The organism is Aquabacterium humicola (genome assembly GCF_030167915.1).
Lineage (GTDB): Bacteria > Pseudomonadota > Gammaproteobacteria > Burkholderiales > Burkholderiaceae_C > Pseudaquabacterium > Pseudaquabacterium humicola.
In genome coordinates this window covers 224,150-244,922 of sequence record NZ_JARGNB010000004.1, presented here as the reverse complement: position 1 = coordinate 244,922, position 20,773 = coordinate 224,150, and the positions used below count along the sequence as shown (strand labels likewise).

The following is a 20,773-nucleotide window of genomic DNA, read 5'->3' as shown; positions in this document are numbered from 1 at the left end:
GTTCTGGGTGGGGGAATTCGGGGCCGCTGCACCGGGGAACCGGTCGCGGCGGATAGCCAGCGATAATACCCGATCACCCTCGTGTTTCCGCTCTTGGAAACCCGCTGCAGGACGTAACGCACCGCCGTCATTCCGATGCCTTTGACCCCCGTGGACGTGAGCCGGATCGCCCATCTGGCGCGGCTCGCACTGACCCCCGACGAAGAACGGCTGATGCTCGCGCAGCTCAACGGCTTCTTCTCGCACGTCGAACAGATGCGCGCCGTCGATACCAGCGGCGTCGAGCCGCTGTACACGCCGCTGTCGGCGGTGCACGAGGTCGCGCTGCGCCTGCGCGACGACGCCGTCACCGAGGCCGACCGCCGCGAGGCCAACCAGCGCAGCGCGCCGGTGGTCGAGGACGGCCTGTTCCTCGTGCCGAAGGTGATCGAATGAGCGCTGAACTGCATGAGCTCGGTGTGGCCGATCTCGGCCGCGCGCTGGCGGCGAAGCAGGTCTCCAGCGACGAGCTGGTGACACATCTGCTCGCGCGCGTCGACAGCCGGTCACGATTGGGCGCCTTCCTGCATGTCGACGCCGAGGGGGCCCATGCCGCGGCGAAGGCCGCCGATGCGCGCCGCGCGGCCGGTGAGTCGTCGCCGCTGCTGGGCGTGCCGATCGCGCACAAGGACATCTTCGTCACCGCCGACGCGCCGACCACCGCCGGCTCGAAGATGCTCGAGGGTTACGCGAGCCCGTTCGATGCCACCGTGGTCGCGCGCCTGAAGGCCGCCGGCACGGTGAGCCTGGGCAAGCTGAACTGCGACGAGTTCGCGATGGGCTCGGGCAACGAGAACTCGGCCTACGGGCCGGCGCTGAACCCGTGGGATAGCTCGCGCGTGCCGGGCGGCTCCTCGGGCGGCTCGGCGGCCGCGGTGGCCGCGCGTCTGGTGCCCGCGGCCACCGGCACCGACACCGGCGGCTCGATTCGTCAGCCTGCTGCCTTCACCGGCGTCACCGGCATCAAGCCGACCTACGGCGTGTGCTCGCGCTACGGGATGATCGCCTTCGCGTCCAGCCTCGACCAGGCCGGCCCCTTCGCCCGCTCGGCCGAGGACTGCGCGCTGCTGCTGTCGGCGATGAGCGGCTTCGACGAGCGCGACTCGACCAGCGCCCAGCGCCCGCCGCAGGACTTCCACGCCCAGATGCTGCAGCCGCGTCCCGGCGCCAGCGCCGCGCGGCCGCTCGAAGGCCTGCGCATCGGCCTGCCGAAGGAGTTCTTCCCGGCGACGCTGGCTTCGGACGTCAACGGCGCGCTGCGCGCCGCGCTGGCCGAACTGGAGAAGCTCGGCGCGACGCTGGTCGACGTCAGCCTGCCGCGCACCGAGCTGTCGATCCCCGTCTACTACATCATCGCGCCGGCCGAGGCCAGCTCGAACCTGTCGCGCTTCGACGGCGTGAAGTTCGGCCACCGCGCGGCGCAGTACGGCGACCTGCTCGACATGTACAAGAAGACGCGCGCCGAGGGCTTCGGGCCCGAGGTGAAGCGCCGCATCATGATCGGCACCTACGTGCTGAGCCACGGCTACTACGACGCCTACTACCTGCAGGCGCAGAAACTGCGGCGCATGATCGCCGACGACTTCCAGCACTGCTTCGCCGAGTGCGACCTGATCGCCGGCCCCGTGGCCCCGAGCGTCGCCTGGAAGCTGGGCGAGCAGGGCGACGACCCGGTCAAGGCCTACCTCGCCGACATCTTCACGCTGCCCGGCAGCCTGGCCGGCCTGCCCGGCATGAGCTTGCCGGCGGGCTTCGGCGAACACGGCATGCCGGTGGGCCTGCAGCTGCTGGGCAACTACTTCGCCGAAGGTCCGCTGCTGCATGCCGCGCACGCGTTCCAGCAGGCGACCGACTGGCACCGCCGTTCTCCCCAATGAGCACCGCTTCCCTCCTTGTGCGCGGCTACGAGGTCGTCATCGGCCTCGAGACGCATGCGCAGCTCTCGACCCGGAGCAAGATCTTCTCCGGCGCGTCGACCGCCTTCGGCGCGGCGCCGAACACCCAGGCCTGTGCCGTCGACCTGGCGCTGCCGGGCACGCTGCCGGTGATGAACCGCGCGGCGGTGGAGCGTGCGATCCGCTTCGGCCTGGCGGTGGGCGCGAAGGTGGCGCCGCTGTCGATCTTCGCGCGCAAGAACTACTTCTACCCCGACCTGCCCAAGGGCTACCAGATCAGCCAGTACGAGATCCCGGTGGTGCAGGGCGGCAGCGTGTCCTTCTTCGTCGGCGAGCAGCCGAAGACGGTGCGGCTGACGCGTGCGCACCTCGAGGAGGACGCGGGCAAGAGCCTGCACGAGGACTACCACGGCCAGTCCGGCATCGACCTGAACCGCGCCGGCACGCCGCTGCTGGAGATCGTCACCGAACCCGACATGCGCTCGGCGGCGGAGGCGGTGGAGTACGCGCGCGCGCTGCATGCGCTGGTGGTGTGGCTCGGCATCTGCGACGGCAACATGCAGGAAGGCAGCTTCCGCTGCGATGCCAACGTCTCGGTGCGCAAGCCCGGCGCCGAGTTCGGCACGCGGCGCGAGATCAAGAACCTGAACTCGTTCCGCTTCATGCAGCAGGCGATCGACTTCGAGGTGCACTGGCAGATCGACCGCATCGAGGACGGCCTGAAGATCGAGCAGGCGACCGTGCTGTTCAATCCGGACACCGGCGAGACGCGGGCGATGCGCACCAAGGAGGACGCGCACGACTACCGCTACTTCCCCGATCCCGACCTGCCGCCGCTGGTGATCGCGCCCGAGTGGATCGAGCGCGTGAAGGGCGAGATGCCCGAGCTGCCCGCGGCGATGGCCGAGCGCTTCCAGAAGGCCGACGGCCTGCCGGCCTACGACGCGACGATGATGACGCAGAGCCTGGGCTTTGCGCGTTATTACGAGGCCGCGCGCGACGCCTGCGGCCAGCCGAAGCTGGTCGCCAACTGGCTGATGGGCGAAGTGGCGCGGCGGCTGAACGCCGAAGGCCGCGACATTGCCGACAGTCCTGTGCCGGCGGCGACGCTGGCCGCGCTGATCCAGCGCATCGGCGACGGCGTGATCTCGAACAACGCCGCCAGGCAGGTCTTCGATGCGCTGTGGACCGGCGAGGGCAGCGACGTCGATCAGCTGATCGAGGCCAAGGGCCTCAAGCAGATGAACGACACCGGCGCGCTGGAGAAGATCGTCGACGAGGTGGTCGCCGCGAACCCGAAGTCGGTCGACGAATACCGCGCCGGCAAGGACAAGGCCTTCAATGCGCTGGTCGGCCAGGTGATGAAGGCCAGCCGCGGCAAGGCCAACCCGGCGCAGGTCAACGAGCTGCTGAAGCGGCGGCTCGGCTGAGCGCCGGCGCCGCCGGGGCGCCGGATGTGCTCGGACCCAGGGAGCCCGGCTGCGCGCCGGCCCACAGCTTGCGCAGGTGCGCGAGCTCCTCGTCGTAGAGCTTGTTGATGCGCACCAGCTCGGCCTGCTGGTTGGCCACCGCGGAGCGCTGGGCCTCGACCGCCGCGTCGTTGGCGTCGATCTGCTGCTTCAGCTTCGCGGGCAGCGACCGGCCCTTGTAGAACTCGGCTTCCTCGTTGAGCGGCTTGCGCTCGTTGGCCAGCTCCTGCTGGCGCTGCTCGGTGGCCTTCATCGCGACGCGCACGGTGTCCAGCGCGGCCTCGCGCGCCTTCTGGTGCGAGGCTTCGTTGGGGAAGCGCAGCATCAGGTTGCGGTCGCGGCGCACGGCATCGGCCTGCGCCGCGCGCATCAACGCCGCACGGCGCTCGGCGGCCTCGCGATCGGCTCGTTCCTCGGCCGTCAGCGTGGGCGGCACGATGCGCCGCAGGGAACCGTCGCGGTTGAGCTCGCGCTGCTCCTTGGCGGCGCAGGCTGGAATCGGCCGGTCGGACGTCAGGCGCCGGCCGTTGTCGTCGACGCAGGTGAAGATGCCCGCAGCCGACGCCGCCTGGCCGGGCACCTGCGCCGGCGCCGTGCCGGCGGCGCCGATCGACAGCAGCAGCAACAGCAGCGGGCCGCGCATGGTGGCGTCAGGCCGCGGCGACGCCATAGCGGTCGCGGTAGGCGGCCACGCGGTCGGCGTGCTCGGCGAGCCGCGGATCGGCCGTCGTCGACAGCGTCTGCAGCAGGTCGGCCAGCGTGGCGATCGCCACCACCGGCAGCTGCAGCTGCTGCTGCACGTACTGCACGGCCGACCACGGCAGTTCGTTGCCGGCTTCGGCCGCGCGCTCCTGACGGTCCAGCGCAATCAGCACGCCGGCCGGCTGCGCGTTGGCGGCCTGGATCATCGAGATCGATTCGCGCACCGAGGTCCCCGCGGAAATCACGTCGTCGATGATGACAACGCGGCCGGCGACCGGCGCGCCGACCAGCGTGCCGCCTTCGCCGTGATCCTTGGCTTCCTTGCGGTTGTAGGCGAAGGGCACGTTGCGGCCGAGGCGCGCGAGCTCGATGGCCACCGCCGCGGCCAGCGGAATGCCCTTGTACGCGGGGCCGAAGAGCATGTCGAACGCCAGGCCCGAGTCGAGCAGGCGGCGTGCATAAAATCCCGCCAGGCGGCCCAGCTTGGCACCGTCGTCGAACAGGCCGGCGTTGAAGAAGTACGGCGACAGCCGACCGGCCTTGGTCTTGAACTCCCCGAATCGCAGCACACCGGCCTCGACCGAGAAGCGGACGAAGTCCTGCGCCAGCTCGTCGCCGGCCACCGTGTCAAGCGCTCGCGGGGGCGGCATCGTGGACATCGTTGGAGTCACCCTTGGCATTTCGTCTCGTCACCCTGAACCTGAACGGCATCCGTTCGGCGGCCAGCAAGGGCCTCGTCCCATGGGCGGAGACAGTGGGCGCCGATTGTATGGGGGTGCAGGAGGTCAAGGCCCAGGCCGCCGACGTCACCGGCCGCTTCGATGCCATCGCCGGCCTGCAGGGCCATTTCCACTTCGCGCAGAAGAAGGGCTACTCGGGCGTCGGCGTCTATGCGCGCAAGACGCCGTCGGACGTCATCGTCGGCCTGGGCCATGACGAGTTCGATGCCGAGGGCCGCTACGTCGAGACGCGCTTCGACACGCCGGGCCGCAAGCTGAGCATCATCAGCTGCTACTTCCCCAGCGGCTCGTCGGGCGAGGAGCGGCAGGCCGCCAAGTTCCGCTTCCTCGATGTCGTCTACCCGCACCTGCTGTCGATGCGGGGCGCGCGCGAGTTCATCCTCGTCGGCGACGTCAACATCGCGCACAAGGAAATCGACCTGAAGAACTGGCGCGGCAACCGCAAGAACTCGGGCTTCCTGCCCGAGGAGCGCGCGTGGATGACGCGACTGCTCGAGGAAGCCGGCGTGGTCGACGTGTTCCGCCAGCTGAACCCGCATCCCGAGCAGTACACGTGGTGGAGCAACCGCGGCCAGGCCCGGGCGAAGAACGTCGGCTGGCGGCTGGACTACCACCTCGCGACGCCCGGCCTCGCGGCGAAGGCCAAGCGCGAGTCGATCTACCTCGAGCAGCGCTTCTCCGACCACGCGCCGCTGATCATCGACTACGACTTCAGCCTGTAAGCCCCCTCGGGCGGGCGGGCGGTCGGCGGCGCGCCGCACCGCGCCGCGGCTGCCGGCCTCCATCATCCCGATGCGCTCGACCGCTCGCGGTGCAGTCCTTACGATGCGCGGGTGGTGCAGCAGCGGCCCGATACGACCAACGGCCAGACCGACGGCCAGAACGACGGCCAGACCCAGGTTCTGTCCGAGCCGGCGCGTGAGGCCGCCAGCGACGCCTTCCACCAGGCCGTGACCGCGGCGACCGGCGCCGAGCCCCGCAGCGGGCAGGTCATCGCCGGCTATCGCCTGCTGCGCCAGCTCGGCGAAGGCGGCATGGCCACCGTGTGGCTGGCCGAGCGCGCCGACGGACAGCTGAAGCGCCAGGTGGCGATCAAGCTGCCGAAGGCCTCGCATGCCTGCGGCGTGCTGGCCGAGCGATTCGCGCGCGAACGCGACGTGCTGGCGGCGCTGGACCATCCGCACATCGCCCGCCTGATCGATGCCGGCGTCGCCGAACACGAGCAGCCCTTCATCGTGCTCGAGCACGTGGCCGGCGTGCCGATCACCGAGTACGCGGCCGGGCGCCCGCTGCGCGACAGGCTGCGCCTGTTCCTGCAGGTGCTCGACGCCGTCGACCATGCGCACCGCCACATGACGGTGCACCGCGACCTGAAGCCCAGCAACATCCTCGTCGATGCCGAGGGCCAGGTGAAGCTGCTCGACTTCGGCATCGCCAAGCTGCTGGCGCCGGCGGCCGAGACGCCGGCACTGACGCAGGACGCGGTCTACCTGATGACGCCGCAGTACGCCGCGCCCGAGCAGGTGCCCGGCGGTGACGCGGTGACGACGGCGACGGATGTCTACAGCGCCGGCGTCGTGCTCTACGAGCTGCTCACCGGCCGCATGCCGTACGGCCGCGCCGGCGACAGTGCCGCGCAGTCGATCCAGGCGCTGACGCTCACCGAGCCGCGCATGCCGGGCCTGGGCCGCGATGTCGACACCGTGCTGCTGAAGGCCTTGCGCAAGGCGCCGCGCGACCGCTACGCATCGATCGAACATTTCGCGGAGGACCTGCGCCGCCTGCTCGCCGACCGGCCGGTGCTGGCGCGCCGCGTGCCGTGGTGGCAGCGCCTGCAGCTGCTGCTGCGCCGACACCGCGTGGCCAGTGTCGTGGCGGGCGCCGGCGGGCTGCTGGTGGTGGCGGCCGCGGCGCTGGCCTGGCAGCAGGGGCGCGAGTCCGACGCGCAACGCGAGCGCGCCGAGACGGTGCGCGACTTCATCTACCACATGGTCAGCGATGCCGAGCCGGCACAGGGCCGCAGCGAGGTGACCGGGCGCGAGATGATCGACGCGGCGGTGGCCCGCGCGCGCGGTGATTTCGCCGGCCAGCCGCGCCTGCGCGGCGAGCTGCTGGGCGAGCTGGGGCGCGTGTACTTCCGCCTGCGGCAGACCGAGGCCTCGGTGGCGACGCTGCAGGAGGCCGTCGGCCTGCTGGAGTCGCAGGCCGAGGCCGACGATCCGGCGCTGAACCGCAGCCGCGCAGCGCTGGCCGAGGCGCTGCTGCGCAGCGACGGCGCGCGCGCTCGCACGCTTGCGCAACAGGCGCTGGCGGCGTGCACGCGGTCCGGCGTCGGCTGCGCCGAGGCGCGCGCGCTGGCGCACTACGCGTTGACGGCGGCCGAGAGCTGGCTCGGCCACGCCCCGCAGGCGCTGCAGCATGCGCGGGCGTTCGTCGCCGAGACCGAACGCGCCCGCGGGCCCGATCACCTCGATCTCGCCTCCGCGCTGGAGGCCTTCGCGACCACCGCGCGCAACCAGGGCGAGCTGCGCGAGGCCGCCGACGCGATGCAGCGCGCCCAGCGCATTGCGGCCCGCCGACCGATGAAGGCCGTCAACCGGGCCCGGCTCGACGCGGTGCAGGCGGTGATCGACATCGACCTCGGACAATACGGCGCGGCGCGCGAGCGCCTGCTGCGCCTGATCCGCGGCAGCGACGCGCCCACCGAACACCCGCTGCAATGGCGCCTGCTGGCGGCCGCCGAGATCGGGCTCGGCCGGCCCGAGGCGGCGATGGACGCGGCCCGTCAGGCCCTGTCGGACACCACGGCCACCCGCGGCGCCGAAGGCTGGGTCGCGGTGCAGGCCTGGGGACTGGCGGCCTCGCTGGCCGGTCGCGCCGACGACGGCCTCACCGCGCTCGCCGAAGCGCGCGCCGGCTTCGTGGCGGCGGGCTTTCCGGCCACGTCGGCGTCGATGTTGAAGCTGCGCCGCATGCAGGCCGAAGCCTGGCTGCGCCACGGCCGGGACGATCCGGCAGCCGAGCTGCGCACGCTGGTGGCCGAACACGCCGCGGCGCCGACGCCGCACCGCGTCGAATGGGGCCAGGCGCTCGACGCCCTGGGCTGCACCGAGGCGCTGGCCGGGCGCGCCGACGCGGCGCGCCGCCTGCATGCCACGGCCGATGAACGCTATGCCGCGGCGCTGCCGGCCGAACATCCGCTGCGCCTGCGCAATGCGCTGCTGCGCGAGCTGCTCGATGGCCCGGCCGCCACCGCGCTGGCGGCCTGGCATCAGACGCTGGCTGCCGACAGCCCCTGGCGGCAGCGCACGGTGCGCAGCTGCCAGGCGGTGCTCTGAACCCGGCCGGTTTCGCGCCGTCACCAGCAGGTTGATCAGGGGGCTTGGCGGGCCGTGGCCGGCGGGCGCATGATGGGCCGCGCCGGCGTGTGCCGCGATCATCCTCGGGGAGAAGCACCATGGGATTCTTCAGCAACATCCTCAGCAAGCTGGGCTTCGGCGGCGGCGACGCGGCGGCAGCCCCCGCCGCGCCCGGCGCGGCGGGGGCGGCGCCCTCCGCGACAGCGGCCCCTGCCGCGCCGGCCGCCCCGGTGGCCGTGCCGGTCGTCGACGTCGTCGCGCAGCTGGAGCAGCGCGCTGCGGCCAATGCCCAGAAGCTGAACTGGCGCACCTCGATCGTCGACCTGCTGAAGTTGCTGGACATCGACAGCAGCCTCGGCGCGCGCAAGGAGCTGGCGACCGAGCTCGGCTGCCCGGCGGCGCTGATGAACGACTCGGCGCAGATGAACATGTGGCTGCACAAGACGGTGCTGGCGCGCATCGCCGCCAACGGCGGCAACGTGCCGAAGGAACTGCTCGATTGAACCTTCGCCGCGCGGCCGCGCGGCCTGTCGACGGGAGAAGTGCATGGACATGACGGACGTGCTGGCCCGCATGGGCGGGCTGCAATCGATGGCGCGCGAGCTCGGCGTGAGCGAATCGCAGGTGGCCAACGGCGCCGATGCGCTGCTGCCGGCGATCCTGGGCGGCTTCAAGAAGCAGGCGCAGGCCTCCGGCGCGGGGCTCGACGCGCCCGGCGGCCTCGGCGACCTGCTGGGTCAGCTCGGCGGCGGCGGCCTGCTCGACGACGTGCTGTCGCCGCAACCGACCGACATCAACCGCGGCAACGACGTGCTGGGGCAGATCTTCGGCTCGCGCGACGTCAGCCGCGCGGTGGCGCAGAACGCGTCGGCGCAATCGGGGCTCAACGTCGATCTGCTGAAGAAGATGCTGCCGATGCTGGCGATGCTGGTCACCGGCCTCATGGCACGGCAGCAGCCGGCCGACGGCGCCGCGGCGGCCGACACGGGCGACGGCGGCGGCCTGGGCGGCATGCTCGGCAGCGTGCTCGGCGGTCTCGCCGGGGGACACGCGCCGGCGGGCGCGCCCGCCGGCGGCGGCCTGGCATCGATGCTCGACCTCAATGGCGACGGCAATCCGCTGGACGACATCCTGCAGATGGCCGGCAAGGTGCTGCGCCGCTGACGGCGCGCCGGTGCGGCGCCGGCCGTCAGCCGCGCTCGAACTTGAACACGGCGACCGTCGCCAGCAGGTTCGGCAGCCGCCGCACCGGCTCGCCGCGGTGCAGGCCGAAGCTGTCGAGCACGCGCAGGCCGTTCTTGCGCGCCAGCACCTCGAAGTCGGCATGCGTGCCGACGCGGATGTTGGGCGTGTCGTACCACTGGTAGGGCAGGGTCTTCGTCACCGGCATGCGGCCGCGCAGGATCGAGAAGCGGTTCTGCCAGTGCGCGAAGTTCGGGAAGCTGACGATGCCCAGGCGGCCGACGCGCGCGGTTTCGCGCAGCATCTTCTCGGTGTTGCGCAGGTGCTGCAGCGTGTCGAGCTGCAGCACGACGTCGAAGCTGGCGTCGTCGAAGAGCGCCAGGCCCTCTTCCAGGTTCAGCTGGATCACGTTGACGCCGCGCCGGGTGCAGGCCAGCACGTTGTCGTCGGCGATCTCGATGCCGTAGCCCGAGCAGCCGCGGTGCGCGCACAGGTGCGCGAGCAGCGCGCCGTCGCCGCAGCCGAGGTCGAGCACGCGCGAGCCGGCGGGCACCAGCTCGGCGATCAGCTCCAGTTCCTTGCGTTCGCTCATGCGACCTCCGTCGCGATGCGCTCGAAGTACGCCCGCAGCACGCCGTGGTAGCGCGGGTCCTCGAGCAGGAAGGCATCGTGGCCGTGCGGCGCGTCGATTTCCGCATAGGTGACGTCGATGCGGTTGTCGACCAGCGCCTTGACGATCTCGCGCGAGCGCGCCGGCGAGAAGCGCCAGTCGGTGGTGAAGCTGACCACCAGGAACTTGTGCGCCTTCGCCGCCGCGAAGGCGCGGGACAGGTCGCCGCCGTGGTCGCGCGCCGGGTCGAAGTAGTCGAGCGCCCGGGTGATCAGCAGGTAGGTGTTGGCGTCGAAATACTCGCTGAACTTGTCGCCCTGGTAGCGCAGGTAGCTCTCGATCTGGAACTCGATGTCCTGCGTCGTGTAGCCCAGCGTCGGGGCGCCGCTGTCATGGCTGCCGTTGCGCAGGCTGCGTCCGAACTTCTCCTCCATCGAGTCGTCGGACAGGTAGGTGATGTGGCCGATCATGCGCGCCACGCGCAGGCCGCGCCGCGGCAGCACCCCATGGGCGTAGAAGTGGCCGCCGTGGAAGTCGGGGTCGGTGATGATCGCGCGCCGCGCGACCTCGTTGAAGGCGATGTTCTGCGCCGACAGGTTGGGCGCCGTGGCCACCGCGATGCAGTGGCCCACGCGCTGCGGATGGCGCAGCGTCCACGACAGCGCCTGCATGCCGCCCAGGCTGCCGCCGAGCACCGCGGCCAGCCGCGTGATGCCCAGGCGGTCGAGCAGCCGGGCCTGCGCGTCGACCCAGTCTTCCACCGTGACCACCGGGAAGTCGGCGCCCCAGGGGCGGCCGGTGCCCGGGTTGTCGTGCATCGGGCCGGTCGAGCCGAAGCACGAGCCGAGGTTGTTGATGCCGATGACGAAGAAGCGGTCGGTGTCCAGCGGCTTGCCAGGGCCGACGAGGTTGTCCCACCAGCCTTCGCTCTTCGCCTCGCCGGCGTAGGTGCCGGCGACGTGGTGGCTGGCGTTCAGCGCATGGCACACCAGCACCGCGTTGCTCCTGTCGGCGTTGAGCGTGCCGTAGGTCTCGTAGACCAGGTGATAACGCGCAATCGACGCGCCGCTCTGCAGCGGCAGCGGGTCGGCGAATTCCAGCGTCTGCGGCGTGACGTGCCCGAGCGATGCCATCGCGAAAATCCTGCCCCCGAAAAACAAAACCCGGCGCCGCTGCGAAGGCGACACCGGGCTTTCAGGGCCGTGGCGTCCCTCTTTAGCGGCATTTCTAGAGCGCCCGCAATCCGGAACAAATCGGCGCTGTGAAAGTGGAGTATATCGGTGCCGACGCCAATCCCGATCGTCCCCTCGCCGGTGCTTGACGGGCTCGCGCGATCCATCGGACCATGCGCCGCCGGCGGCCCTCCCGGGCTGCGGCGCAGGAACCAGAGAGGGCCCATGGGCGACTTCACCGCAGCGACCTTCGTCTACCCCACCGCGGTCTACACCGCGCTGCTGGGCATCGTGCTGGTCTACTGGGTGCTGGCGCTGATCGGCCTGGTCGACTTCGAGCACTCGGGGCTGGATCTCGACATCGAGGCGCAGGCCGATGTCGATGCCGCGGAGCTGACCACGCTGGCGAGCTACGTCGTCGCCTTCGGCCTGTCGGGCGTGCCGATCTCGGTGGCGGTGAGCCTGCTGGTGCTGTACGCCTGGGTCGCCAGCTGCCTGGCCGGCATGTGGCTGCTGCCGCTGCTGCAGGCAATGACGCCGCTGCCGGATGCGGTGCAGACGATCGTCGCCGGCACCGTCGTGCTGCTGCTGGCCGCCGCGCTGGCGATCCCGCTGGCCGCGGCGACCATCCGGCCGCTGCGCAAGCTCTTCGTCACGCACACGGCGATCTCCAACCACGCGCTGGTGGGCCAGGCCTGCCGGGTGCTGACCGGCGTGGTCAATGCAAAGGTCGGCCGCGCCGAGGTCGCGCAGCGCGGCGCCAGCATCAACATCCGCGTCTGGGCCGACGAGCCCAACGCGCTGACCAAGGGCTCGGCCGCACGCATCGTCGACTACGACGCCGAGCGTGCGCGCTACAAGATCGCACCCTAGCTGCGACCGGACCCGTTTCACCCACCTTCACCTGCACGCGCTCTACGAGAGGGATTTCGATGGAACCGCTGATCATTGCCGCCATCGTGCTGGCCGTCTTCATCCTCGGCCTGTTCGCGATGTTCGCGAAGTTCTACCGCAAGATCGAGCAGGGCTATGCGCTGATCGTCAATACGCTGCGCGCGGAGCCCGAGGTCACCTTCACCGGCCGCATGGTCTATCCGATCATCCACAAGGCCGAGCTGATGGACATCTCGGTCAAGACGATCGAGATCGACCGCTCCGGCAACGAGGGCCTGATCTGCCGCGACAACATCCGCGCCGACATCAAGGTGCGCTTCTACGTGCGGGTGAACAAGACCGCCGAGGACGTGCTGAAGGTGGCGCAGGCGGTGGGCTGCGCGCGCGCGTCGAACCACGCGACGCTGGAGGAGCTGTTCTCGGCCAAGTTCTCCGAGGCGCTGAAGACGGTGGGCAAGTCGCTCGACTTCATCGACCTCTACGGCGCGCGCGACCGCTTCCGCGACGAGATCATCGCGCAGATCGGCGACGACCTGTCGGGCTACGTGCTGGAGGACGCGGCGATCGACTACCTCGAGCAGACGCCGCTGTCCAAGCTGGACAACAGCAACATCCTCGATGCGCAGGGCATCAAGAAGATCACCGAGCTGACCGCGGTCGAGCACGTGCGCACCAACGAGCTGCAGCGCAACGAGGAAATGCAGATCAAGAAGAAGAACGTCGAGACGCAGGAGGCGCTGCTGGAGCTCGAACGCCAGGCCGCCGACGCGCAGGCGCGGCAGTCGCGCGAGGTGGCCAGCGTGCGTGCGCGCGAGGAGGCCGAGACCTTGAAGATCCAGGCCGAGGAAAAGGCCAAGAGCGAGCTCGCGCGGCTGCAGTCCGAGCAGCTCATCGCGGTGCAGAACGAGAACGTGCAGCGCGAGAAGGAAGTGGCCGAGAACAACCGCAAGCGCGCGGTGGCGATCGAGGAGGAGAAGGTCACCCGTGCCCGCGAGCTCGAGGTGGTCGACCGCGAGAAGGAAGTGACCTTGCAGAAGATCGACAAGGACCGCGCGGTCGAGGTGCAGAAGAAGGCCATTGCCGACGTGATCCGCGAGCGCATCGTCGTCGAGCGCACGGTCGCCGAGCAGGAGGAGGCGATCAAGGAGCTGCGCACCACCGCGGAAGCCGACCGCACGAAGAAGTCGACCATCATCATGGCCGAGGGCCAGGCCGAAGAGAAGCTGCTGCTGGAGGTCAAGGCCGCCGAGGCGCAGGAGCGCCGCGCCAAGCACCTGGCGAGCGAAGAGATCACGCTGGCGGAGGCGCGCCTGAAGGTGGCCGAGAAGGCCGCCGAGGCGAAGAAGCGCGAGGCCGAAGGTGTCGAGGCACTGGCCGCCGCGTCGGGCCTGGCCGAGGCCAAGGTGCTGATGGTCAAGGCCGACGCGCAGGAGAAGCAGGGCATGGCCGACGTGCACGTGCGCTCGGCCGGCGCCGAGGCCACGCTGAAGACCGGCCAGGCCGAAGCCCAGGTGATCGAGGCCCGCGCCGCGGCGGAGGCCGCCGGCCTGCGCGCGAAGCTGGGCGCCGAGGCCGAGGGCAAGGAGAAGCTCGGCCAGGCCGAGGTCAGCGTGCGCCTGCTCGATGCCGATGCGACGGTCAAGGCCGGCCAGGCCGAAGCCGCCACCATCGAGGCCCGCTTCCTCGCCGAGGCCAAGGGCCTGAAGGACAAGTTCGACGCGATGAAGGCGATGAGCACCGACACGCGCGAGCACGAGGAATTCCGCATGCGGCTGGAGAAGTCGCATGTCGAGACGATCAAGGGCATCGATGCGCAGCAGGCCATCGCGCAGCAGCAGGCCGAGGTGCTGGGCACCGCGATGGCCAACGCGAAGATCGACATCGTCGGCGGCGAGGGCGACTACTTCGAGCGCTTCGTCAACGCGCTGGCGATCGGCAAGGGCATCGACGGCGTGATCGCCAAGAGCCAGACCCTGCAGGTCGGGCTGAAGGACCACCTCGCCGGCGAACGCGACCTGGTCGGCGACCTGCGCGGCCTCGTCGGCGCCTTGGGCTCGTCGGCGGCCGAGCTGCAGAACCTGAGCGTCGCCAGCCTGCTGGCGAAGGTGATGCGCGAGGGCACCGAGCCGCAGAAGGCCGCGTTCCAGGCCGCGCTGCAGTCGCTGCAGCCGCGGCTGCCGCAATAACGCGGGAGGTGAGCGACATGCCTCATGCCCTGCACTGCAGCTGCGGCGCCGATGCCGGCTGGCGCCTGGTCGAGCTGGCGCCCGGCCTGCCGGCGTCCACCTGCGCCGCCTGCGCCGGCCAGTTGATCGCACTCGACGACTACCGCCGCTGGCATCAGCGCGGCGCCGCGCTCGGCGCCACCGCGCCGGCCGTCGGAACGTCAGCGCCAGCCGTCGGAACGTCACCACCGGACGACGCGGCGCTGCCCATGGCCGACGCGGCCGAGGGCGCGCGCCACTGCCCGCGCTGCACGCGGCTGATGCAGCGCCTGCGCGTCGGCGCGCCGGTGGACTTCCGCGTCGACCGCTGCAGCCCCTGCCAGCAGGTCTGGCTCGATGCCGGCGAGTGGGAATCGTTGCAACAGGCCGGCCTCGCGACGCGGCTGCTCGACATCCTGTCCGACGGCTGGCAGCGCCAGCTGCAGGCCGACGATCTGCGCGCGCGCCGCGAAGCGGGCCTGCGCGAGAAACACGGCGCCGAACGCCTGCAGGAGCTGGCGCGCATCCGGGACTGGCTCGATGCACAGCCGCAGCGCGATGAGCTGCTCGCGCTGCTGCGCGCCGGCTGGTGAGCGTCGGCATGAGCGAGAGCGCGGCGCCCGTCGCCACCGATGCTGCCGCGGCGCCGGCGCCGGCGCCGGCGGCCGCCGAAGGCAGCGACGCCCTGGTCGCCGGCAGCGGCAGCTACGAGCTGCTGAAGTCGCGCCTGGTCACGCTCGGCGCCCGCCTGAGCACGAAGGCCAGGGCGCTGAACGACGCGCGGCTCGCCGCCTTCGGCCGCAGCGAACAGGCGCTGCTCAAGCGCACGCGCGCACGCACCGAGAACAACTGCGTCGCGCGCGACCTGGTGCGTATCGGCGATCTGCTGCTGTTCGGCTACAACGTCTTCATCGGACTGCGCAAGGAAACCGCGGTCGGCGACGTGTTCGCGCTGTACCGCCTGGCCGAGGTCAGCGACGAGCTCGAGGCCGTGCCGCTGGCCGGCAGCTTTCTCGAGGACCCGCGCTTCGCATCCGACTTCCGCGAGCTCTACGCGTACTACAAGAACGCCTCGCTGCAGCAGCTGCGCGTCACCGGCGACAAGCTGCTGGCCGCGTTCCAGATCGGCCAGCAGCTCGCCGACCGGCGCGTCTTCCGCTGGGAGATCCAGCGCGACGGCAGCGTGCGCTACGTCGACAACCGCGGCGAACGCGACATCGCGCTGCCGGCCAGCCACGACTTCGAGTGGACGACGGCCACGCGCGAGGACCACGTGCAGGGCAAACATCCGCACGTCAACGTGCTCGACACGATCTTCGTCGAGACCACCGGCGGCGACCTCACCGTCAAGGTCGAGAACAACACCGAGACGGGCCTCGGCCTCTACAGCGAGCCGGTCGAGGATGCGCACCAGTCGCTGGCCGATGCCGAGATCGCCTACGCGCGCGTCGGCCAGCTGATCCTGCTGCGCATCAAGCCCTACCGCGAGACGGCTCAGCGCTTCCTCGTCTACAACGCGCGCACGCAGCAGGTGCGGCGCATCGACGCGATCGGCGGCGCCTGCATGCAGCTGCCGGAGGACCACGGCATCATCTTCCCGGGCGGCACGCTGCTGCAGTCGGGCGAGTTCAAGCGCTTCGACCTGCCCGAGGAGGTGGTCGCCGCGTTGCGCTTCAAGCGCCTGATCCGCTCGCCGAACGGCGAGGACGTGCTCTACGTCTTCTACGAGCCGGAGGCCGGGCTCTACGCGCTGTTCACCTACAACCTGATCGACAAGACGCTGGCCGCGCCGATCGTCGCGCATGGCTACGCGCGTTTTCCCGACGGCCGCATGCTGGTGTTCACCGCGGATCGCAACGAGCCGACGCGCGTGCACCCGATGCAGCTGTGGCGCACGCCGTTCGAACACGAGGAGCACGCGCAGGCGCAGCCGCCGGCCGAAGGCTTCTTCGGCCGCATCGGTAATGCCGAGCTGGTGCGCGGCATCTCCGACCTCGTCGGCATCGCGCGCGCGCTGGCCGAGCAGGCGCCGACGCGGGCGGCCTACGAGGACCTGATCCGCCAGGCCGGGCGCATCGCCGATGCGTTCTTCTGGCTCGGCGAGCCGGAGGCGCAGGGCCTCGCGGACGACCTGCGCGCCGTGGCCGACGGTGCGCGCGCGACGCTGGCCGAGTTCGAGAAGGTCGAGACGATCCGGCGCGAGACCGCGCAGGCCATCGACCAGGCGACCCGCGCGCAGCGCGCGCTGCTGACCGACATCGCCAGCACGCTGTGGCGCAGCGCCGACCACTTCGTGCAGGCGCTCGACCGGCTGCGCGAGCAGCGCGGTTCGCTGCATGCGCTGAAGGACCTGCGTTATGCCGACGTCTCGGCGATCGCCGCGATGGACGTGGTGCTGGCCGCCGAGCAGCAGCGCGTCGGCGAGCGCGCGCTGCAGTTCCTGGCCGCCGACAACGCGTTCGAGCCGCAGCAGCGCGGCCTGCAGCGCTCGGCGGCCGAGCTGGCGCAGGCGAACACCTCGCCGGCGCTGGTCGAGCTGCTGCGCCAGCTCGACGCGCAGGCCAACGGCCTGGACCTGCTGACCGCGCAGCTCGGCAGCCTGCCCGGCGGCGACGCGGTGGTGCGCACGCGCATCCTCGACCGCATCTCCGGCCTCTATGCCGAGATCAACAAGCAGCGCGCCGAGGCGCGACAGCGTCGCAAGTCGCTCGGCGCCACCGAGGCGCGGGCCGAGTTCGGCGCGCAGTTCAAGCTCTTCGGCCAGGCGGTGGAGAACGCGCTGGCCTTCGCGGACACGCCGGAGAAGTGCGACGAGGCGCTGACGCGCCTGCTGGCGCAGCTGGAGGAGCTGGAAGGCCGCTTCGCCGACCACGAGGAATTCATCGCCGACATCGCCGAGCAGCGCGAGTCGGTGTACGAAGCACTCGCCGCACGCCGGCAGGACCTGGTCGAGGGGCGCCAGCGCCGCGCGCAGGCGATGGGCGATGCGGCGCGCCGCATCCTCGACGGCATCCCGCGCCGCGTCGCCACCTTGCGCGAGCCGGCGCAGGTGCACAGCTACTTCGCCGCCGACCCGATGCTCGGCAAGCTGCGACAGCTGATCGACGAGCTGCGCGATCTCGGCGCGGCCGTGCAGGCCGACGACCTGGCGACCCGCTTGAAGGCGGCGCACGATTCGGCCTTGCGCGCGGTGCGCGACCAGCGCGAGCTGGTCGCCGACGACGGCCAGACGCTGCGCTTCGGGCCGCATGCCTTCACGATCAACCGCCAGCCGCTGGACCTGACGCTGGTGCCCGCCGGCGACGGCCTGGTCTGGCAGCTCACCGGCACCGACTACCAGGCGCCGGCGCACGACGACGAATTGCAGGCATTGAAGCCGTTCTGGCAGCAGGCGCTGGTGTCCGAAAGCGCCGAGCTGACGCGCGCCGAGTACCTGGCCGGCAGCCTGCTGCGCGAACTGGCCGACGGTCGGCCGCCCTTCGATGCCGCGCTGCTGCAGGCCACGGCCGAGGGCGGTGTGGACCCGTTGCGCGATGCGGTGCGCGCGGTGGCCGCCGCGCGCTACCAGGAGGGCTACCAGAAGGGCGTGCACGACGAGGACGCGACCAAGCTGCTGCGCGTGCTGGCACGCCTGCAGCAGGGCGCCGGGCTGCTCGTCTACGGGCCGGGCGCGCGCACGCTCGCGCTGCGCTGGCACGACGCGCTGGAGGCCGATACGCGCGCCGGCCTGCAGCGCCGCGCCCGCAGCGCGCTGCAGCTGCAGGCGGCCTTCGGCGCGACCAGCGCGCTCGTCGCGCTGCAAGGCGAGCTGGCCGAGGCGATGGACGCCTTCGACGCCGACGCCGCCCGCCGCGACGAAGCGGCCGCGTACATCGTGCGTCAGCTCGCCGACCCGCGTGCCGGCGACGGCTGGGTCATCAGCGGCCCGGCCGAGGACCTGGCGGCCGGCCTGCAACGGGCGCTGGACCGCAGCGGCCAGCTGGCGGCCTGGCTGGCCGACCTCGACGCCGCGCCGCCCGCCGAACGCTGGCCGCTCGCGCGTGACTGGGTCGCCGGCTTCGCGGCGACGCAAGGACCCGAGGCGGCGCCGTGGATCGACGAGGCTGCGGCTGCGCTCGCACTGCGCGGCGCACGCCAGCGCCACAACGCCGAGCTGTTTGCAACCGCCGACGGGCTGCTGGGCGATCACCCGCGCCTGGCCAACGGCACGCTGGCGCTGCAGCTCAATGACTTCTGGCAGCGCTTCAACCGGCACGTCACGCAGGTGCAGCCGGGCTTCGAAGCCTTCCGCCGCCGCCGCCATGCGCTGCTGGAAGCGGAGAAGCAGCGCCTGAAGCTCACGCAGTTCCAGGCGAAGCCGCTGTCGACCTTCGTGCGCAACCGGCTGATCGACGAGGTCTACCTGCCGCTGGTCGGCGACAACCTCGCCAAGCAGCTCGGTGCCGCGGGCGCAGCCGCGCGCAGCGACCGCATGGGCCTGCTGCTGCTGATCTCGCCGCCGGGCTACGGCAAGACCACGCTGATGGAGTACGTCGCCGACCGCCTCGGCCTGGTCTTCGTGCGCATCAACTGCCCGGTGCTCGGCCACCACGTCACGTCGATCGACCCGGCCGCGGCGCCGAACAGCGCGGCGCGCCAGGAGCTGCAGAAGCTGAACCTCGGCCTCGCGATGGGCAGCAACGTGATGCTGTACCTCGACGACATCCAGCACACGTCGCCGGAGTTCCTGCAGAAGTTCATCGCGCTGGCCGATGCCACGCGGCGCATCGAGGGCGTGTGGAACGGCGAGCCGCGCACCTACGACCTGCGCGGCAAGCGTTTCGCGGTGGTGATGGCCGGCAACCCGTACACCGAGTCCGGCGAGGTCTTCAAGATCCCCGACATGCTGGCCAACCGCGCCGACATCCACAACCTGGGCGACGTGCTGTCCGGCCGCGAGGCGCTCTTTGCGCTGTCCTACCTCGAGAACTGCCTGACCTCGAATGCGATCCTGCTGCCGCTGTCCTCGCGCGACCCGAAGGACCTGCACAAGCTGGTCACGCTGGCCGAGGGCGGCGACGTCGCGAGCAGCGCGTTCGTGCATCCGTACAGCGCGGCCGAGCTGGAGGAGCTGACGGCGCTGCTGAAGCGACTGATGCGCGCGCGCGACCTGCTGCTGAAGGTCAACCTCGCGTACATCGCGTCGGCCGCGCAGCAGGATGCCTACCGCGACGAGCCGCCGTTCAAGCTGCAGGGCAGCTACCGCAACATGGTCAAGCTGGCCGGCCGCATCACGCCGCTGATGAGCGACGCCGAGCTCGATGCGCTGCTGCGCGACCACTACCGCGGCGAGGCGCAGACGCTGACCACCGGCGCCGAGGAGAACCTGCTGAAGCTGGCCCACCTGCTCGGCGCGCCCACCGCCGACGAAGCCGCGCGCTGGCAGGCGATCCGCGAGGCGTTCACGCGCCGCAGGCAGTTGGGCGGCGACGACACCGACGGCAGCACGCGCATCGCGTCGACCTTGCTGGAAGTGGCGCGCGCGGTCGAGACGCTGAAGCCGCCGCCGGCCCCGCCCGCGCCGGTGGTCATCGACGATCCGTCGCCGGCCGACGAGCCCGAGTCGCTGCGCCTCGCGCAGGCGGTGCTGGAGATCGCGGTGACCTACCGCAAGATCATCATGCCGCTGATCGCCGCGACCGAGCAGCGGCTGAAGCTCGACCACACGGTGTCGAGCCAGGTCGAGCGGCTCGCGAAGCAGCTCGATGCGCGGCTGCAGTCGAAGAAGGCCTCGGAATGAGCCGCACGCCGGACTCTGAAACCACCGCCGAGCTGCTCGAGCAGCTGCAGCGCACGCTCGAGGACGACGCGCTGTCCGACGACGAGAAGCGTTCGCTGGCCCAGGCGTTGCGCGAGGCCGAGCCGCCCGAGGACGCCCTGCGCCAGCTGCGCAACCGCGCCTTCACGCTGGTGCGCGAGCGCGTCGGCGCCGACCCGGCGGCCACGCTGCCGCTGCTGCGCTGGCTCGACGGCATCACGCGCTGCATCGACAACGCACGCCTGCCCGCGCAGGCGATCCAGGCCCATGCCGCGTTCAGCCCCGGCGAACAATGCCTGTCGCTGATCCGCGGCCAGCTGCGGCAGGCCCGGCGCAGCGCGGACCTGTGCGTCTTCACGCTGTCGGACGACCGCATCACGGCCGAGGTGCTGGCGATGCACCGGCGCGGCGTCGCGGTGCGCCTGATCACCGACGGCGACAAGGCCTTCGATGCCGGCAGCGACGTGTTCGCGCTGCGCGACGCCGGCGTGCCGGTGGTGCTGGACACCAGCGCCGCGCACATGCACCACAAGTTCGCGGTCCTCGACCAGGCCTGGCTGCTCAACGGGAGCTACAACTGGACGCGCAGCGCCTGCGAGCACAACGAGGAGAACGTCGTGCTCTGCAACCATCCGGCGCTGGTGGCGCAGTTCGGCGCGGTGTTCGAGCGCCTGTGGGCAGCGCTCGGCGGCCGGCCGCGTCCTTGAGGC

At 71.2% G+C, this 20,773-nt stretch carries 16 protein-coding genes and 1 riboswitch; of the genes, 12 read left to right on the top strand and 4 right to left on the bottom strand.

The window, feature by feature from the left end:
* Positions 1-135 precede the first annotated feature (135 nt).
* From gatC to gatB, 3 genes are read left to right on the top strand one after another with little or no spacing between them, the layout of a single operon-like run.
* Complete coding sequence (gatC, locus tag P1K89_RS19970) at positions 136-435, top strand: Asp-tRNA(Asn)/Glu-tRNA(Gln) amidotransferase subunit GatC (protein WP_284618258.1); 300 nt, start codon at positions 136-138, stop codon at positions 433-435.
* On the top strand, positions 432-1,916 hold the full coding sequence (gene gatA, locus P1K89_RS19965) for an Asp-tRNA(Asn)/Glu-tRNA(Gln) amidotransferase subunit GatA (protein WP_284618257.1): 1,485 nt from the start codon (positions 432-434) through the stop codon (positions 1,914-1,916). Before gatC ends, gatA begins: the two co-directional genes overlap by 4 nt.
* Positions 1,913-3,364: an Asp-tRNA(Asn)/Glu-tRNA(Gln) amidotransferase subunit GatB gene (gene gatB, locus P1K89_RS19960; protein ID WP_284618256.1), complete on the top strand. Its 1,452-nt coding sequence runs from the start codon at positions 1,913-1,915 to the stop codon at positions 3,362-3,364. The genes gatA and gatB overlap by 4 nt, the downstream gene beginning before the upstream one ends.
* Here the strand turns inward: gatB and P1K89_RS19955 are convergent.
* Together P1K89_RS19955 and pyrE are read right to left on the bottom strand one after the other, a co-directional pair.
* Positions 3,333-4,046 (bottom strand): DUF4124 domain-containing protein, encoded by a 714-nt coding sequence (locus P1K89_RS19955; RefSeq protein WP_284618255.1) that lies wholly within the window; start codon positions 4,044-4,046, stop codon positions 3,333-3,335. The two genes, gatB and P1K89_RS19955, sit on opposite strands and share 32 nt — an antisense overlap.
* A 7-nt stretch (positions 4,047-4,053) precedes the next feature.
* Positions 4,054-4,764, bottom strand: coding sequence for an orotate phosphoribosyltransferase (gene pyrE / locus P1K89_RS19950; RefSeq protein WP_439898013.1), 711 nt, complete (start codon positions 4,762-4,764; stop codon positions 4,054-4,056).
* Positions 4,765-4,778: 14 nt separating this feature from the next.
* Between pyrE and P1K89_RS19945 the strand changes: the two genes are divergently transcribed.
* The 4 genes from P1K89_RS19945 (at position 4,779) to P1K89_RS19930 (ending at position 9,368) form a co-directional block, all read left to right on the top strand.
* Positions 4,779-5,567, top strand: a complete 789-nt coding sequence (locus P1K89_RS19945) for an exodeoxyribonuclease III (RefSeq protein WP_284618253.1) — start codon at positions 4,779-4,781, stop codon at positions 5,565-5,567.
* 114 nt (positions 5,568-5,681) lie between these two features.
* Entirely contained in the window at positions 5,682-8,183 is a 2,502-nt protein-coding gene (locus P1K89_RS19940; protein ID WP_284618251.1) for a serine/threonine-protein kinase, read from the top strand.
* Between the two features lie 119 nt (positions 8,184-8,302).
* Complete coding sequence (locus P1K89_RS19935; protein WP_284618250.1) at positions 8,303-8,707, top strand: DUF3597 domain-containing protein; 405 nt, start codon at positions 8,303-8,305, stop codon at positions 8,705-8,707.
* Between the two features lie 43 nt (positions 8,708-8,750).
* Positions 8,751-9,368, top strand: coding sequence for a DUF937 domain-containing protein (locus P1K89_RS19930; RefSeq protein WP_284618249.1), 618 nt, complete (start codon positions 8,751-8,753; stop codon positions 9,366-9,368).
* 25 nt (positions 9,369-9,393) lie between these two features.
* Here the strand turns inward: P1K89_RS19930 and metW are convergent, their stop codons facing one another.
* Together metW and metX are read right to left on the bottom strand one after the other, a co-directional pair.
* Positions 9,394-9,978: a methionine biosynthesis protein MetW gene (gene metW, locus P1K89_RS19925; protein ID WP_284618248.1), complete on the bottom strand. Its 585-nt coding sequence runs from the start codon at positions 9,976-9,978 to the stop codon at positions 9,394-9,396.
* A complete protein-coding gene (gene metX, locus P1K89_RS19920) occupies positions 9,975-11,129 on the bottom strand; it encodes a homoserine O-succinyltransferase MetX (protein WP_284618247.1) in 1,155 nt (384 codons plus the stop codon). Before metX ends, metW begins: the two co-directional genes overlap by 4 nt.
* A 61-nt stretch (positions 11,130-11,190) precedes the next feature.
* Positions 11,191-11,266: riboswitch (SAM riboswitch) on the bottom strand.
* 127 nt (positions 11,267-11,393) lie between these two features.
* Between metX and P1K89_RS19915 the strand changes: the two genes are divergently transcribed.
* From P1K89_RS19915 to P1K89_RS19895, 5 genes are read left to right on the top strand one after another with little or no spacing between them, the layout of a single operon-like run.
* Positions 11,394-12,041, top strand: a complete 648-nt coding sequence (locus P1K89_RS19915; RefSeq protein ID WP_284618246.1) for a ubiquinone biosynthesis protein — start codon at positions 11,394-11,396, stop codon at positions 12,039-12,041.
* Between the two features lie 59 nt (positions 12,042-12,100).
* A complete protein-coding gene (locus tag P1K89_RS19910; protein WP_284618245.1) occupies positions 12,101-14,248 on the top strand; it encodes a flotillin family protein in 2,148 nt (715 codons plus the stop codon).
* Between the two features lie 17 nt (positions 14,249-14,265).
* Positions 14,266-14,859 carry a TFIIB-type zinc ribbon-containing protein gene (locus P1K89_RS19905; protein WP_284618244.1) on the top strand — a complete coding sequence of 198 codons (594 nt, stop codon included), beginning with the start codon at positions 14,266-14,268 and terminating at the stop codon, positions 14,857-14,859.
* A gap of 8 nt (positions 14,860-14,867) precedes the next feature.
* Positions 14,868-20,045, top strand: a complete 5,178-nt coding sequence (locus P1K89_RS19900) for a DNA repair ATPase (protein ID WP_284618243.1) — start codon at positions 14,868-14,870, stop codon at positions 20,043-20,045.
* Entirely contained in the window at positions 20,042-20,770 is a 729-nt protein-coding gene (locus P1K89_RS19895; RefSeq protein WP_284618242.1) for a phospholipase D-like domain-containing protein, read from the top strand. Before P1K89_RS19900 ends, P1K89_RS19895 begins: the two co-directional genes overlap by 4 nt.
* Positions 20,771-20,773 lie beyond the last annotated feature (3 nt).

What these genes read in the sequence shown, in the direction of transcription:
- gatC (WP_284618258.1), top strand. Translation starts at nt 136, where the DNA reads ATGCCTTTGACCCCCGTGGACGTGAGCCGGATCGCCCATCTGGCGCGG.
- gatA (WP_284618257.1), top strand. Translation starts at nt 432, where the DNA reads ATGAGCGCTGAACTGCATGAGCTCGGTGTGGCCGATCTCGGCCGCGCG.
- gatB (WP_284618256.1), top strand. Translation starts at nt 1,913, where the DNA reads ATGAGCACCGCTTCCCTCCTTGTGCGCGGCTACGAGGTCGTCATCGGC.
- P1K89_RS19955 (WP_284618255.1), bottom strand. Translation starts at nt 4,046, where the DNA reads ATGCGCGGCCCGCTGCTGTTGCTGCTGCTGTCGATCGGCGCCGCCGGC.
- pyrE (WP_439898013.1), bottom strand. Translation starts at nt 4,764, where the DNA reads ATGTCCACGATGCCGCCCCCGCGAGCGCTTGACACGGTGGCCGGCGAC.
- P1K89_RS19935 (WP_284618250.1), top strand. Translation starts at nt 8,303, where the DNA reads ATGGGATTCTTCAGCAACATCCTCAGCAAGCTGGGCTTCGGCGGCGGC.
- P1K89_RS19930 (WP_284618249.1), top strand. Translation starts at nt 8,751, where the DNA reads ATGGACATGACGGACGTGCTGGCCCGCATGGGCGGGCTGCAATCGATG.
- metW (WP_284618248.1), bottom strand. Translation starts at nt 9,978, where the DNA reads ATGAGCGAACGCAAGGAACTGGAGCTGATCGCCGAGCTGGTGCCCGCC.
- metX (WP_284618247.1), bottom strand. Translation starts at nt 11,129, where the DNA reads ATGGCATCGCTCGGGCACGTCACGCCGCAGACGCTGGAATTCGCCGAC.
- P1K89_RS19915 (WP_284618246.1), top strand. Translation starts at nt 11,394, where the DNA reads ATGGGCGACTTCACCGCAGCGACCTTCGTCTACCCCACCGCGGTCTAC.
- P1K89_RS19910 (WP_284618245.1), top strand. Translation starts at nt 12,101, where the DNA reads ATGGAACCGCTGATCATTGCCGCCATCGTGCTGGCCGTCTTCATCCTC.
- P1K89_RS19905 (WP_284618244.1), top strand. Translation starts at nt 14,266, where the DNA reads ATGCCTCATGCCCTGCACTGCAGCTGCGGCGCCGATGCCGGCTGGCGC.
- P1K89_RS19900 (WP_284618243.1), top strand. Translation starts at nt 14,868, where the DNA reads ATGAGCGAGAGCGCGGCGCCCGTCGCCACCGATGCTGCCGCGGCGCCG.
- P1K89_RS19895 (WP_284618242.1), top strand. Translation starts at nt 20,042, where the DNA reads ATGAGCCGCACGCCGGACTCTGAAACCACCGCCGAGCTGCTCGAGCAG.